Here is a 13,780-nt window from a genome sequence, read left to right as displayed (position 1 = left end):
AACCACAGTCCAGCACGGCCGGAAAATTTTCGAATTGACGGTACGGAATCCGCGGATCGGGCCGAATCGACCCATTTGCCATTCGCTGCGGCCGCGTTATGGCGAAACAATACACCATATCACCGGGTCCAGGAAAATCGCATGAAGATCGCCGTTACCGTCGCGTTGCTGCTCGCCACCGTGTCCACGCCCGCTCTCGCGGCGGCGCGATTGCCGACCGACGTCGTGCCGGTGTCCTACGACATTACCGTCGATCCGGACGCGCAGAAGATGACGTTCACCGGAACCGAGACGGTCAACGTCACGGTCAAGAAGGCGACCAGCACGATCATCCTCAATGCCGCCGACATGACGATCAGCCGCGCGACGATCGACGGCAAGGCGGTGCCGTTCAAGCTCGACAACGACGCGCAACAATTGACCCTGACGCTGCCTGCGCCGGCCAAGCTCGGCAACCATGTCATCACCTTCGCCTGGGCGGGCAAGATCAACGAATCGGCCGCCGGCTTCTTCGCGATCGACTATACCAATGACGACGGGTCGAAGGCGCGGATGCTCGCGACGCAGTTCGAGGCGCCCGATGCCCGCCGCTTCGCGCCGATGTGGGACGAGCCCAGCTTCAAGGCGAAGTTCAAGCTGTCCGCGGTGGCGCCCAAGGGGCAGCTCGCTTTCTCCAACATGCCCGCCACCATGACCAACCGTCCCGATGGTACCCAGCTCTACAGCTTTCGGCAGACCCCGATCATGTCGAGCTACCTCCTGTTCCTCGGCATGGGGGACATGGAACGCAAGACAGTCATGGCCGGCAAGACGGAGATCGGCGTCATCACGCGCAAGGGCGTGAAGGACCAGGGCGATTACGCGCTCGCCTCGGCCAAGCGCCTGCTGACCTATTATAACGACTATTTCGGCCAGCCTTATCCGCTGCCCAAGCTCGACATGATCGCGGGTCCGGGCTCGTCGCAATTCTTCGGCGCGATGGAGAATTGGGGAGCGATCTTCTATTTCGAGCCGGAGCTCCTGTTCGACCCGAAGCGCGCGACCGAGAGCGACAAGCAGCGCATCTTCGCGGTGGTCGCGCATGAAATGGCGCACCAATGGTTCGGCGATCTGGTCACGATGAGCTGGTGGGACGACCTCTGGCTCAACGAGGGCTTCGCTTCGTGGATGGAGAACAAGACCTCGGGCGATCTCAACCCCGATTGGTTCGCCCGCGAATCGGCGGTGGCGTTCGATCGCGAGGGTGCGATCGGGACCGATGCGACCAGCGCGACTCACCCGATCATCCGCCATGTCGAAACCGTCGATCAGATCGGCGAGGCGTTCGACGGCATCACTTATCAGAAGGGTCAGGCGGTCATCACGATGATCGAGTCGGTGCTGGGCCCCGACAAGTTCCGTGACGGCATCCGCCGCTACATGGCGAAGTACAAATACGGCAACACGTCGACCGACATGCTGTGGGACGAGCTGGAAGCGGCGTCGGGAGTCAAGATCAAGGACAGCGCGCACGATTTCACCTTGCAGGGCGGCGTGCCGATGGTGACGCTCGCGTCGAGCAAGTGCGTCAATGGCCAGACCGTGGCGACGCTGGCGCAAGGGCGGTTTGGGCTCGATGACGCGTCCAAGGCGGCGACGACGTGGCGCGTGCCGTTGCGCGTGGGGACCATTGGTGGTCAGCCGGCCAGCGTGATCGCGACCGGTGCCTCGACCAATGTCACGGTGGCAGGCTGCGGCCCGGTGGTGCTGAATGTCGGCAAGGGCAGCTATTTGCGCGCGCGCTATGGTGGCGACGCACACGCGGCGCTGGTGGCCGACTATGCCAAACTCGCGCTCGCCGACCGGCTGGGCACGCTGGGCGACGATTACGCGTTGGCGCGATCCGGCGACCAGGATTTCTCGGCCTGGGCGGCGACCTTTGCCGCGGTGCCGAACGATGCCAGCCCGCTCGAATGGTCGCTGGTCTCGGGCGAACTCGGGTCGCTGTCGGGCCTCTATGAAGGCAGTCCGCTCCACGACCAGATCAACGCGCTGACGATCAAGCGGCTCGGTCCGGTGCTCGCGTCGATCGGCTACGAGGCCAAGGCAGGCGAATCGCCGCTCGTGACGAATCTGCGCGAGGATCTGGTCGGGCGCCTTGGCGCGGCCGGTGAGAGCGACGTGCTGAGCCGGGCGCGTACCTATTTCGCCAAGCTCCGCACCGATAGCTCGGCCATTCCGCCGGCGATCCGCGCGCCGATCCTCGCCACCTTCGCGAGCAATGCGACGCCGGCCGATTGGGACGCGCTGCTCGCGCTGACCAAGGCGGAGACCAACCCGGTCGTGAAGAACGAATATGTCCGCCTGCTCGGGGCGGCGCGTGATCCGGCGCTGGCGCAGAAGGCGCTCGACCTGCTCAAAACCGACGTACTGACCGCGCAGCAAAAGCCGGTGATTCTCGGCGCGGTGGCGCGCGGTCATCCCGATCTGGCGTTCGACTATGCCGTCGCCAACGCCGACATGGTCAACGGCTTCCTCGAAGCGAGCACGCGCGCGGGCTATATCGTCAGGCTCGGCGCGGGGTCGAACGACCCGGCGATGCCTGGCAAGATCACCGCTTATGCCGAGAAGTATCTGCCGGCGGCGTCACGCGGCGGCGCCAAGCGTGCGTTGGCGACGATCGCGGTGCGCAAGGCCGTAGCGGACCGGCTGCGGGCAGGGGTGACGGAGTGGGCGGCGAAGGGGAATTGAGCGCTTAAACCCCTAGCCCCAATCGTCATGCCGGGCTTGTCCCGGCATCTAACGTGCAACAGCGGCTGGATTCCGCTGTGGAGGGTTGGACCCCGGCACAAGGCCGGGGTGACGGGGTGTTTGTGACCGGGCGTCGGCTCAATCGATCCGCTTCAGCCCCTTGGCGAAGCGGTGCGCATTGGCGATGTAATGCTCCGCTGACGCCTTCAGGAACGCCCGCTTGTCGGGGTCGAGCGTCTTGATCGTGCGCGCCGGTGACCCGACGATCAGACTACCTGCCTCGAACACCTTGCCTTCGGTGACCAGCGCATTGGCGCCGATCACGCATTCGTCACCGATCACCGCCAGATTGAGGAGGGTCGCTCCCATCCCGACCAATACGCGGTTTCCGACCGTGCAGCCGTGCAGAATGGCATGGTGGCCGATCGTGCAATCCTCACCGATCGTCAGCGGCACGCCATAATCGGAGTGGAGCATCGTTCCGTCCTGGACGTTGCTGCCGTTGCCGACCGTGATCAGCGAGGTGTCGCCGCGGATCACGGTGCCGAACCACACGCCGACATTGTCGCCCAGCACAACCTCGCCGATGACATGCGCATCGGGGGCGACCCACACGCCGCTGCCAATGACCGGGACTTTCCCGTCGAGTTCGTAGATGGGCACCCGGTTTCTCCTCGCGAGGCAGCTAAAGCTGGAAGATGCCGGAGCGCAAGGCCGCGGAGAATTGCGCAACGGCGTCACCCAGCGGACGCTGTCCCGCCCAACGCCGCAGCGATGCGGCAGCGTCGATCGCGGCCATGATCGCGTGCCCGGCAATCTCCGGATCGACCGCGCGCACCGATCCGTCGGCGACGCCATCGGCGATGGTGCCGGCAATGTGTCGCGTGACGCGGTCGGTCCGCTGCAGCATCTGCTCGCGCAGGTCGATCGGCAGCGCCTGATAGGCGCTGGTGCGCAGCAACGGGCTGTCGGCGGCGAATTGCAGCGCGACCAGGCTCGACACCATGATGGCCAACCGCTCACCTTCGTCGCTGCCGGCGGCGTCGGCGCGCGCCTGGGCGGCATCGAGCAACGCATAGCTGCGGTCGAAACAGGCGACGACCAGATCGTCCTTGTTCTCGAGATGATGATAGAAGCTGCCGGTCGACACGCCGAGCTCTGCGGCGATCTTTTCGACGCTCGCGCCGACATAGCCTTCGCGGTTGATCAGATTGGTGGCGGCATGGAGGAAGCGCGTTTGCGCATCGCCGTCGCCTGGCGGATCGAGCGGAGCGATGTCGACCGGCCAGTCGCCTGCGGCACCCAACCCCTGGTCGAGGATATCGAACAGCCGGGCTTCCACCCGATCGAGATCGCGTTCGAGATAATGCGGCAGCCAGGCCGGCAACCAGTGCACATTGTGGATCAGGATCGAGCTGGCGATGAGCAGGCGCGATTCCGCCTCGGGCGCGTCGCCGAGGTCGAAGAAACCGCGCACCAGCCGCGTCATATCTGAGTAGAGCGTGTCGAGCGGCGCCCGCGTGTCGGGATCGAGCGCGCGCATGTCGGAGAGCAATGCCAGTTTCGTCGCGCCAGGTAGGCGCTGACGAAGGTGCAGCTGGAACTGCTCGCGCAGGAAAACGCGGACGCGCGTGCGGGGATCATTCTCTTGCGCCGCCATCGCCGCGCTGTCGCGCAGCCGGAGCAAGGTGCGTTCCAGACACGCCGCGGCAAGCACGTCCTTGCGCTTGAAATAATAGGTCACACTCGACGTATCGAGTCCCAGCGCCTTGGCTACCGCGGTCAGCGTCATGCCGCGCGTGCCGTGCACGTTGATCAGGTTCGAGGCGACGTCGAGAATCTCGCCGCGGCGGCGCGTGAAGCGTTGCGTCTGGCGGGCCGGGTCGACGGTCATAGTGGCACTATAGCTGCTCGCGGGGATTGCTCGCGACCGAATTCGTGCGGCACGTCCCGCTCGACAAAAACCCGCGCACAAAGGGTGCCAGGCTGGCGGAAACGAGCCCGAGATCGCCGGAGACGATCTTGCCAGCAAAGGCGGAAAGCCCAGTGCCGCCGAATGATCGGACCGGCCGTCAGGCGTTCTCGATAGGCTGGTGCCTCGTACCGCAGTTGACGCACGTTAGGACGATTGCGGGCAACCGCGCCGTCATCCTCCGCGTTGTGCGCTCAGGTTGGCCGGTGTCGCTCATCCCCAGATCCCGGCCAACACCCCTCTATTGTCGGAGTGTAGCCATGGGCTTGTTTTCAAAGGATATCGCGATGCTGGACGACCTGTTCGTCCATACGCTGCAGGACATCTATTACGCCGAACATCAGATCACAAAGGCGTTGCCCAAGATGATCGACAAGGCGAGCAACCCTCAGCTCAAGCAGGGATTTGAAACGCATCTGCGGGAAACCGAAGGGCAGATCGCGCGGCTCGAACGCGTGTTCGAGATGCACGGCGAGAAGCCCAAGCAGGTCGATTGTCCCGCCATCGACGGGATCATCAAGGAAGCCAATGAGATTGCCGGTGACGTGGCCGACAAGGCGGTGCTGGACGCCGCACTGATCGCGGCCGCGCAGGCTGTCGAACATTACGAGATCACGCGCTATGGCACGTTGATCGCCTGGGCCAAGCAACTCGGCCGCGACGATTGCGCCGCTGTACTCGCGGAAACGCTCGCCGAAGAGAAATCGACCGACGAGAAATTGACGCAAATGGCTGAGACCGGCGCGAATGCGCGCGCCGAACAAGTGACTGAGCCGGCCTAGCCCACCGCTGCGTGGGCGCGGAGGGCTTCGGTCACCGCGCCCACCAATTCCTTGCGGCAGATCAGCAGGTCGGGAACCCAGGTCTCGGCGCAATTATAGACGAACGGCGACCCGTCGAGCCGCGTCGCGTGCAGGCCGGCGGCGAGGGCGACCGCGACAGGTGCGGCATTGTCCCATTCGTGCTGCCCGCCCGAATGGAGGTAGATGTCGGCGAGTCCTCGGACGACAGCCATCGCCTTGGCGCCGGCCGATCCCATCGGCACCAGTTCGGCGCCGATCGCTTCGGCCACCGCGATCGCCTCGGACGCGGGGCGCGTTCGGCTGATCACCATGCGCGGTGGGTCGTTAAGCGGCCGCAGGGCAGGGGGTGAGTCCGAGCGCAGCACGAGACCGGCATCGGGTAACGCGACCACGCCGAGGTCGGGACGGCCATCGATGCACAGCGCGACATGGACCGCCCAGTCGTCGCGTGCCTCGCCATATTCGCGCGTACCGTCGACCGGATCGATGATCCAGGTGCGCGACTTGCCGAGCCGGCTGCCGTCGCATTTGCGCTCTTCGGACAGCAGCCCGTCGTCGGGACGCTCGGTGGTGATCGCGTGGCACAGCAATTCGTTGGCGGCGGCATCGCCGGCCTTGCCGAGTTCCTTCGGATCCCAGTCGCGCGACGCCCGGACTTCCTGCAGCAATTTGCCGGCCGCTGCAGCAATCTCCGCAGCAAAGTCGGCGTCGGCTTGCGTCCAGCTCACAGGTCGGGACTCCACACGCCCATGATATGCTCGACGATGCGCTCGGCGGCCGCTTCGGGCGTTTCGCGCGTCGTATCGACCAGGATATCGGGCCGTTCGGGGCGTTCGTACGGGCTCGAAATGCCGGTGAAGTTGCGGATCTCTCCGGCGCGGGCCTTCTTGTAGAGGCCCTTGATGTCGCGCGCTTCGGCGACTTCGAGCGGCGTGTCGACGAAGATCTCGACGAAATCGCCCTCCGGCAGCATCGAGCGGATCATGTCGCGTTCGGCGCGGAACGGCGAGATGAACGCGGTCAGCACGATCAGCCCGGCGTCGGTCATCAGCTTCGCCACTTCGCCGACCCGGCGGATATTCTCGATGCGGTCGGCATCGGTGAAGCCCAGATCCTTGTTGAGCCCGTGGCGGACATTGTCGCCGTCGAGCAGATAGGAGTGCCGCCCGAGCGCGTAGAGCTTCTTTTCGACGAGATTGGCGATGGTTGACTTGCCTGATCCGGACAGGCCGGTGAACCACAGCACCTTGGGCTCCTGGCCCTTCTGCTGGGCGTGCGCTTCCCGCGTGATGTCGACCGATTGCCAATGCACATCGCGCGCCCGGCGCAGCGCGAAGTGCAGCATGCCGGCCGCAACCGTCGCGTTGGTCAGCTTGTCGATCAGGATGAAGCCGCCGAGTTCGCGGCTATCGTCATAGGGCTCGAACACCAGCGGCTTGTCGGTGACCAGGTTGGCGACGCCGATCGCGTTGAGATCGAGCGTCTTCACCGCGATCTGTTCGAGTGTGTTGACGTTGATCTGGTATTTCGGCTGATGGATTTTCGCGCTGACGGTCTGGGTCCCGAGCTTCAGCCAATAACCGCGTCCAGGGAGGAGCTCCTCGTCGGCCATCCACACGATCGTCGCTTCGAATTGATCCGCCGATTGCGGCGGGGCATCGGCGGCAGCGATCACATCGCCGCGCGAGCAATCTACCTCGTCCGCCAGGGTCAGCGTGACCGACTGGCCGGCGACCGCGATGTCGAGATCGCCATCCAGCGTGACGATACGATCGACCCGGGTAGTCTTGCCTGACGGCAGGATGCGTACCGCGTCGCCCGGCGCGATCGTCCCTTCGGAGATCAGCCCGGCAAATCCGCGGAAATCGAGATTGGGGCGATTGACCCATTGCACCGCCATGCGGAACGGCTTGGCGCGGTCGGCGTCGCCATCCAGCTCGACCGTATCGAGATGCTCGATCAGCGTCGGGCCGACATACCAGGGTGTGTTGCCCGACAAAGCGGTGATGTTGTCGCCCTTGAACCCCGAGATCGGGATCGCCGTGAACTCGTCGATGCCGATGCTGGTCGCGAAATGGGCATAATCGGCGACGATCGCGTCGTAGGTGGCCTGATCGTACTCGACCAGATCCATCTTGTTCACCGCCAGCACGATGTGACGGATGCCGATCAAATGGGCGAGGTAGGAATGACGCCGCGTCTGGGTCAGCACACCCTTGCGGGCATCGACCAGGATCACCGCGAGGTCGGCGGTCGACGCACCGGTGACCATGTTGCGCGTATATTGCTCGTGGCCGGGCGTGTCGGCGACGATGAACTTGCGTTTCTCGGTCGCGAAGAAGCGATAGGCGACGTCGATCGTGATGCCCTGTTCGCGCTCGGCGGCGAGCCCGTCGACGAGCAGCGCGAAATCGATCTCTTGCCCCTGCGTGCCAACGCGCTTGCTGTCGGCCTCGAGCTGCGCGAGCTGATCGTCGAAGATCATCCGGCTGTCGTAGAGCAAGCGCCCAATCAGCGTGGACTTGCCGTCATCGACCGAACCGCAGGTGATGAAGCGGAGGAGCGTCTTGCGTTGATGCTGCGCGAGATATTCGTCGATATCCTGCGCGATGAGCGCGTCGGGGCGGTAGGAGGTGGTCATCAAATCCTCCCCGGAACGGGGCGGATTTGCAGAACGCGCGCCATCAGAAGTACCCCTCCTGCTTCTTCTTCTCCATGCCAGCGCCGCCGGCATCCTTGTCGATCGCGCGGCCCTGACGTTCGGACGTCGTCGTCAGCAGCATCTCCTGGATGATCTGCGGCAAGGTCGCCGCATCGCTCTCCACCGCGCCGGTCAGCGGGTAGCAGCCGAGCGTGCGGAAACGGATCGAGCGTTCGACCGGCACTTCGCCGGGATTGAGCCGGAAGCGGTCGTCGTCGACCATCAGGATCAACCCGTCGCGCTCGACCGTCGGACGCGGCGCCGAGAAATAGAGCGGGACGATCTCGATCCCCTCCAGATGGATGTACTGCCAGATGTCGAGCTCGGTCCAGTTGGACAGCGGGAAGACGCGGATGCTTTCGCCCTTCGCCTTGTGCGCGTTGTAGAGATGCCAGAGCTCGGGACGCTGGTTCTTGGGGTCCCAGCGATGCGAGGCCGAGCGAAACGAGAAGACGCGTTCCTTGGCCCGGCTCTTCTCCTCGTCGCGCCGCGCGCCGCCGAACGCAGCATCGAAGCCATAGTGGTCGAGCGCCTGCTTCAGCCCCTCGGTCTTCCACAGATCGGTGTGGAGCGCGCCATGGTCGAACGGATTGATCCCCCGCGCCATCGCATCGGGATTGTGATGGACGAGCAACTCCATCCCCGCCTCGCGGGCGGCACGATCGCGCAGCGCGTACATGTCGCGGAATTTCCAGGTCGTATCGACATGGAGCAAAGGAAAGGGGGGCGGGGCGGGGTAGAAGGCCTTGCGCGCCAGATGCAGCATCACCGCGCTATCCTTGCCGACCGAATAGAGCATCACCGGACGCTCGGCCTCCGCCACCACTTCGCGCAGGATATGGATACTCTCCGCTTCCAGCCGCTGCAGGTGCGTCAGCGTCGCGGGTTGGATCAGATCGTCAGTAGAGGCCAGCGGCCGGGTCGCCATGCGTCGAAACACCTTTCGGGGGCGCACGTTAATCGCGTGCGCCGGAAATGCACTATCTGTCGGGCGACTACATAGGGGTAGTGCGCCGTGGGTCACCGCTGCGGTTTCTTTAGGCCGGCAAAGCCGTGATAGGGTCAGTTGGTCCGGACGAAGGTGATCGCGCGGCGTTCCGGATCGGCGCCCGTTAGCCGGACGCGAACGGTGTCGCCCGGCTCGACGCCGTGCGCGTCTACACGCGCGACGACCGGCAGGTCGCTCAGCTGGATCCGCGCGCCCTTCTGGTCGAGGTCGGTCACGACGGCGCCGAACATCTGACCGACATGGTCCTTGAGTGCTGCCGCCTCGGCCAGGTCGATAACCGCGCGGTCGATCTGACCGCCCATCGCGTCGGCATGCGCCATCACCGGCGGCAGCTTCTCGAAGGCCTGCGCGACGACCTCCGGGACCGGCTGGCCGTTTGCAATCGCGAGCGCGGCGCGCACGACATAGCGATCGGCCAGCCGACGCAGCGGCGCCGTCGCATGGGCATAGGTCGCCGCCATCGGCGCGTGCCAGGGTACGACGCCGTCGCGATAGGGCTGGTAGGCTGCTCCGCCACCCGCGCGCCGGATCGCCAGCATAAAGGCTGCCTCGCGCGGATCGTTGGCGCTGAGGCCATTCTCGTAATTTTCGAGCGAGACGTCGGCGGGCCAGGACAGGCCGAAAGCGCGGGCAGTATTGCGCAAGCGGCTGACGGCATGCGCGTCGGGTGCGGGCATCACCCGGAACAGCCCGGTATGGTGCGCCTGCAAGGCGTCCGCGACCGCCAGATTGGTCGCCAGCGACAGCGCGGCGTTGCGGTCTTCGGCTTCCAGCCGCGGGCGGAATTGCAGTTCGAAGCTGCCGTCGGCTTGTTGGTCGACCTCCTGTTCGGGCGGGTCGACGCGCGAGGCGCCGCGTGCATCCTCCGCCGCCGTGATGCGCCGCGCAAGCTCAGCGAAATCGGGCGGCAGGTCGCTGTCGCGAACGCTGTCATAGGCCAGCTTGCCGCGGCTGTGGATCAGCGCGCGCTCGGCGCCGTCGAGCTTCACCGCGCCATCTGGCGCGACGCCGACCGAAAAGATGATCGCGGGGCGGGGGCCGTCGGGCAACAGGCTCGCCGCGCCTTCGGCAAGCACCGGCGGATAAAGCCCGGCCTTGCCGTCGGGCAGATAGAGCGTCGTGCCGCGCGTCCACGCTTCGAGGTCGACGGCATCGCCATCGTCGACGAACCAGGCGACATCGGCGATCGCATAGCGCAGCAGCAAATCGCTGCCGGCCGCTTCGATCACAAATGCCTGATCGAGATCGGTCGAGGTCGCCGGATCGAGCGTAACGAACGGCATAGCGGTACGATCGACATGCTCGGTCGGGACACGTTTCGCGGCCGCTTCGGCGGCGGCGAGCACGTTCGGGGGGAAAGCGGCGGGAACCTTGAACTGGCTGCGGACCGTGGCGAGTCCCTGCGCAAGCGCATTGGACGGATCGACGAGCGTCTTCATCGCCGGTCGGTATAGCGGGCGATCAAGGCGGGGAAAGCCCTGACGCGGGAGAGCGCGAAATGGCGCGCCGGTTGACACCCGCCGTGGCAAGGTAAATCGATACGGCGTGAATCTCAGGCTACTCGAATATTTCGTGGCGGTCGCGCGCGAACGGCATTTCGCCCGTGCGGCGGCGGCGTGCAACGTGTCGCAACCTACCCTGTCGGCGGGCATCGCCGCGCTGGAGGAACAACTAGTGCGACGGCTGATCCAGCGCGATCGGCGCTTTACCGGCCTGACCGACGAGGGGCGCGCGGCGCTGCCATGGGCGCAACAGGCCATCGCGATGATCGAAGGACTGGAGCATGCCGCCGAGTTGGCACACGGGCCTTTGACCGGTACGCTGCGCCTCGGCGTCATTCCCGCGGCAATGCCGATGGTCGGGCAATTTGCGCGCGCACTGGCGTCGGCCCACGCGGACCTGATGCTGAGCGTGCGATCGCTGACGTCGCGCGAGATCGAACGAGGCCTCGCCGCATTTGAGCTCGATGCGGGGATCACCTATCTCGATCATGAGCCGCCGACCTCGGTACTCGCGGCGCCGCTCTATGCGGAAAAGGCGATGTTCCTCTGTCACCGCGATAGGCTGGACGATTGCGCGGGGATCGGCTGGAGCGCGGCGCTTTCCTTCCCGCTCTGCCTGCTCCACGAAGGCATGCAGAACCGGCGCATCCTCGACAACCACCTTTCGCGTAAGGGGTTGGCCGTGCGGCCATTGGCGACCGCCGACAGCTATGTCGCCTTGCTGGCGATGGTCGAGGCGGGGCCGTTCGCGACGATCGTCCCGGACACCTATGCCGAAATCGTCCCCGGCGGCGGTTGGGCCAGGATCGTTCCGTTCGACGACCCGCTTCCACCGAGCCGCGTCGGTCTGATCGTGCTCGACCGCGCGCCGATCGGTCCACTGGCGAGCGCCGCGCTCGCTACCGCTCGATCGCTGGCGGTCCTGCTGTGATAGAGATTTTCTATCGAAATCAAAGATTGTCGATTTGACTTGGCGCCGGCTCGGGCTCCTAATCTCCGGGTGAGTCCAACACAGAATGACAGATTGATCGCCGGCGATGCGATCCATGCGAACGACTATGCCGCAGCCGTTGCGCGCTTGGCAGAGGATCTCGGCAGCGAACAGAGCGCGCTGTTGCCGATGCTCCACGCGCTGCAGGACGAATTCGGCTATATCGACGACCTGATGGTGCCGCTGATCGCATCGGCGCTCAACCTCAGTCGTGCCGACGTTCACGGCGTGGTGACTTTCTACCACGATTTCCGCCGCCAGCCTCTCGGCCGGCATCGGGTGCGGTTGTGCCGTGCCGAGAGTTGTCAGGCGCGTGGCGCCGCGGCAATCGAGCGTATCGCGACCGAGCGGTTGGGCCTGCGGATGGGCGAGACCAGCGTGGATGGACGTGTGACGCTCGACGCCGTCTATTGCCTGGGGCTTTGTGCCACCGGGCCCAACGCGATGATCGACGACGTCCCGGTGTCGCGGATCGATCCGACGACGCTCGATCGCCTGCTCGGGGAATTGACACGATGACGCGCGTCTATGTCAGCAAGGACATGGCGGCGGTCGCGCTCGGCGCCGATGCCGTCGCCGAGGCTCTTTCGAACGCTGGCGCACAGGTCGTGCGGACGGGTAGCCGGGGGCTGTTTCGGCTGGAGCCGCTGGTCGAAGTGGAGACGCCCGAGGGCAGGGTGGGATTTGGACCGGTTGCGGCGGCCGATGCGGCCCTGGTGCTGGACGGTGGCCATCCCGCGCGGCTCGGCGATGTGTCCGCCATGCCGTTCTTTGCGCGGCAGCAGCGGTTTACCTTCGCCCGGTGCGGCGTGATCGATCCATTGAGTCTGGATGACTATGAAGCGCATGGCGGCTGGCGCGGACTGACGGCTGCACGCGCGCTGTCGCCGCAGGCGGCGATCGACGCGGTCAAGGCGAGCGGTCTGCGCGGGCGCGGCGGTGCCGGCTTTCCGACCGGGATCAAATGGCAGACGGTCCATGACGCGCCAGGGCCTCTCAAATATGTCGTGTGCAATGCCGACGAGGGCGACAGCGGCACCTTCGCCGACCGCATGCTGATGGAAGGCGACCCGTTCTGCCTGATCGAAGGGATGGCGATCGCCGGCCATGCGGTTGGGGCCGAGCGCGGCTACATCTATATCCGCTCCGAATATCCGTTCGCGATCCGCACGATACGCGAAGCGATCGCGCGCGCGGCGGCGATCGTCGCGCCGTTCGCGCTGGAAGTCAGAGTCGGGGCCGGCGCCTATGTCTGCGGCGAGGAGACCGCCTTGCTCGACTCGATCGAAGGCAAGAGAGGCGAGGTGCGGGCCAAGCCGCCCTTGCCGGCGATCGCCGGGCTGTTCGGCCGCCCGACGGTGATCAACAATGTGCTGAGCCTGGCAGCCGTGCCGTTCATCCTGAGCGAAGGCGGCGATGCCTATGCCGCGATCGGCTTCGGCCGGTCGCGCGGCACCATGCCGGTGCAGCTTGCCGGCAATGTCAGGAATGGCGGATTGTTCGAAGTGGGCTTCGGCATCACGCTGGGCGAGCTGGTCATGGATATTGGTGGGGGCACCGACAGCGGCCGCCCGGTCAAGGCGGTGCAGGTCGGCGGCCCGCTCGGCGCCTATTTCCCACCGTCGATGTTCGATTTACCGTTCGACTATGAAGCGTTCGCCGCGGCCGGTGGGTTGATCGGCCATGCCGGCATCACGGTGTTCGACGACACTGTCGACATGGCGCACATGGCGCGCTTCGCCATGGAATTTTGCGCGCACGAGAGCTGCGGCAAGTGCACGCCGTGCCGGATAGGGTCGACGCGCGGGGTCGAGCTGATCGATCGGCTCATCGCCGGTGAACGCCGAGCGGCCGACGCCGTCGAGCGACTTCCCCAGATGCGCAATGTCGCCGGCGGCGCGCGGCCGGCCGGGCAGGACGTCGAGCTGCTGCGCGATTTGTGCGACACGATGAAATTCGGATCCCTCTGCGCGCTTGGCGGGTTCACACCCTATCCGGTGCTGAGCGCGCTCGATCATTTCCCGCAGGATTTCGGTGCGGGCGCACCCATATCCTCGGCGGCGGCGGAGTAG

At 65.5% G+C, this 13,780-nt stretch carries 11 protein-coding genes; 5 read left to right on the top strand and 6 right to left on the bottom strand.

The window, feature by feature from the left end; translation table 11 throughout:
* Positions 1–141 precede the first annotated feature (141 nt).
* Positions 142–2,730 (top strand): M1 family metallopeptidase, encoded by a 2,589-nt coding sequence (locus SMA01S_RS05570; protein WP_066818990.1) that lies wholly within the window; start codon positions 142–144, stop codon positions 2,728–2,730.
* A gap of 138 nt (positions 2,731–2,868) precedes the next feature.
* Here the strand turns inward: SMA01S_RS05570 and SMA01S_RS05565 are convergent, their stop codons facing one another.
* Both SMA01S_RS05565 and SMA01S_RS05560 read right to left on the bottom strand, forming a co-directional pair.
* Complete coding sequence (locus SMA01S_RS05565) at positions 2,869–3,393, bottom strand: gamma carbonic anhydrase family protein (protein WP_066818987.1); 525 nt, start codon at positions 3,391–3,393, stop codon at positions 2,869–2,871.
* 22 nt (positions 3,394–3,415) lie between these two features.
* Positions 3,416–4,624: a TetR/AcrR family transcriptional regulator gene (locus SMA01S_RS05560; RefSeq protein WP_066818982.1), complete on the bottom strand. Its 1,209-nt coding sequence runs from the start codon at positions 4,622–4,624 to the stop codon at positions 3,416–3,418.
* Positions 4,625–4,962: 338 nt separating this feature from the next.
* On the opposite strand from SMA01S_RS05560, the gene SMA01S_RS05555 reads away from it, so the two are divergent.
* On the top strand, positions 4,963–5,484 hold the full coding sequence (locus SMA01S_RS05555; RefSeq protein ID WP_066818979.1) for a YciE/YciF ferroxidase family protein: 522 nt from the start codon (positions 4,963–4,965) through the stop codon (positions 5,482–5,484).
* Here SMA01S_RS05555 and SMA01S_RS05550 read toward each other — a convergent pair.
* The 4 genes from SMA01S_RS05550 to SMA01S_RS05535 form a co-directional block, all read right to left on the bottom strand.
* Positions 5,481–6,233 carry a 3'(2'),5'-bisphosphate nucleotidase CysQ gene (locus tag SMA01S_RS05550; RefSeq protein ID WP_066818977.1) on the bottom strand — a complete coding sequence of 251 codons (753 nt, stop codon included), beginning with the start codon at positions 6,231–6,233 and terminating at the stop codon, positions 5,481–5,483. The two genes, SMA01S_RS05555 and SMA01S_RS05550, sit on opposite strands and share 4 nt — an antisense overlap.
* Positions 6,230–8,146, bottom strand: a complete 1,917-nt coding sequence (cysN, locus tag SMA01S_RS05545) for a sulfate adenylyltransferase subunit CysN (protein WP_066818975.1) — start codon at positions 8,144–8,146, stop codon at positions 6,230–6,232. Before cysN ends, SMA01S_RS05550 begins: the two co-directional genes overlap by 4 nt.
* Positions 8,147–8,189: 43 nt before the next feature.
* Entirely contained in the window at positions 8,190–9,134 is a 945-nt protein-coding gene (gene cysD, locus SMA01S_RS05540; protein WP_066818972.1) for a sulfate adenylyltransferase subunit CysD, read from the bottom strand.
* Between the two features lie 134 nt (positions 9,135–9,268).
* Positions 9,269–10,654 carry an RNB domain-containing ribonuclease gene (locus SMA01S_RS05535; protein ID WP_066818969.1) on the bottom strand — a complete coding sequence of 462 codons (1,386 nt, stop codon included), beginning with the start codon at positions 10,652–10,654 and terminating at the stop codon, positions 9,269–9,271.
* Positions 10,655–10,760: 106 nt separating this feature from the next.
* Between SMA01S_RS05535 and SMA01S_RS05530 the strand changes: the two genes are divergently transcribed.
* From SMA01S_RS05530 to SMA01S_RS05520, 3 genes are all read left to right on the top strand, one after another.
* Positions 10,761–11,648: a LysR family transcriptional regulator gene (locus SMA01S_RS05530; protein ID WP_066818966.1), complete on the top strand. Its 888-nt coding sequence runs from the start codon at positions 10,761–10,763 to the stop codon at positions 11,646–11,648.
* A 111-nt stretch (positions 11,649–11,759) separates the two neighbouring features.
* Entirely contained in the window at positions 11,760–12,227 is a 468-nt protein-coding gene (locus SMA01S_RS05525) for an NAD(P)H-dependent oxidoreductase subunit E (protein ID WP_066819262.1), read from the top strand.
* Positions 12,224–13,780 (top strand): NADH-ubiquinone oxidoreductase-F iron-sulfur binding region domain-containing protein, encoded by a 1,557-nt coding sequence (locus SMA01S_RS05520; protein ID WP_066818963.1) that lies wholly within the window; start codon positions 12,224–12,226, stop codon positions 13,778–13,780. The genes SMA01S_RS05525 and SMA01S_RS05520 overlap by 4 nt, the downstream gene beginning before the upstream one ends.

This window comes from Sphingomonas mali NBRC 15500, assembly GCF_001598415.1.
GTDB classification, from domain to species: domain Bacteria; phylum Pseudomonadota; class Alphaproteobacteria; order Sphingomonadales; family Sphingomonadaceae; genus Sphingomonas; species Sphingomonas mali.
This window is presented reverse-complemented; position numbering and strand designations above follow the sequence as displayed.

Excerpts from the sequence above, each read along its gene's own strand:
- SMA01S_RS05570 (WP_066818990.1), top strand. The coding sequence starts at position 142 with ATGAAGATCGCCGTTACCGTCGCGTTGCTGCTCGCCACCGTGTCCACG.
- SMA01S_RS05560 (WP_066818982.1), bottom strand. The coding sequence starts at position 4,624 with ATGACCGTCGACCCGGCCCGCCAGACGCAACGCTTCACGCGCCGCCGC.
- SMA01S_RS05555 (WP_066818979.1), top strand. The coding sequence starts at position 4,963 with ATGGGCTTGTTTTCAAAGGATATCGCGATGCTGGACGACCTGTTCGTC.
- cysN (WP_066818975.1), bottom strand. The coding sequence starts at position 8,146 with ATGACCACCTCCTACCGCCCCGACGCGCTCATCGCGCAGGATATCGAC.
- cysD (WP_066818972.1), bottom strand. The coding sequence starts at position 9,134 with ATGGCGACCCGGCCGCTGGCCTCTACTGACGATCTGATCCAACCCGCG.
- SMA01S_RS05535 (WP_066818969.1), bottom strand. The coding sequence starts at position 10,654 with ATGAAGACGCTCGTCGATCCGTCCAATGCGCTTGCGCAGGGACTCGCC.
- SMA01S_RS05520 (WP_066818963.1), top strand. The coding sequence starts at position 12,224 with ATGACGCGCGTCTATGTCAGCAAGGACATGGCGGCGGTCGCGCTCGGC.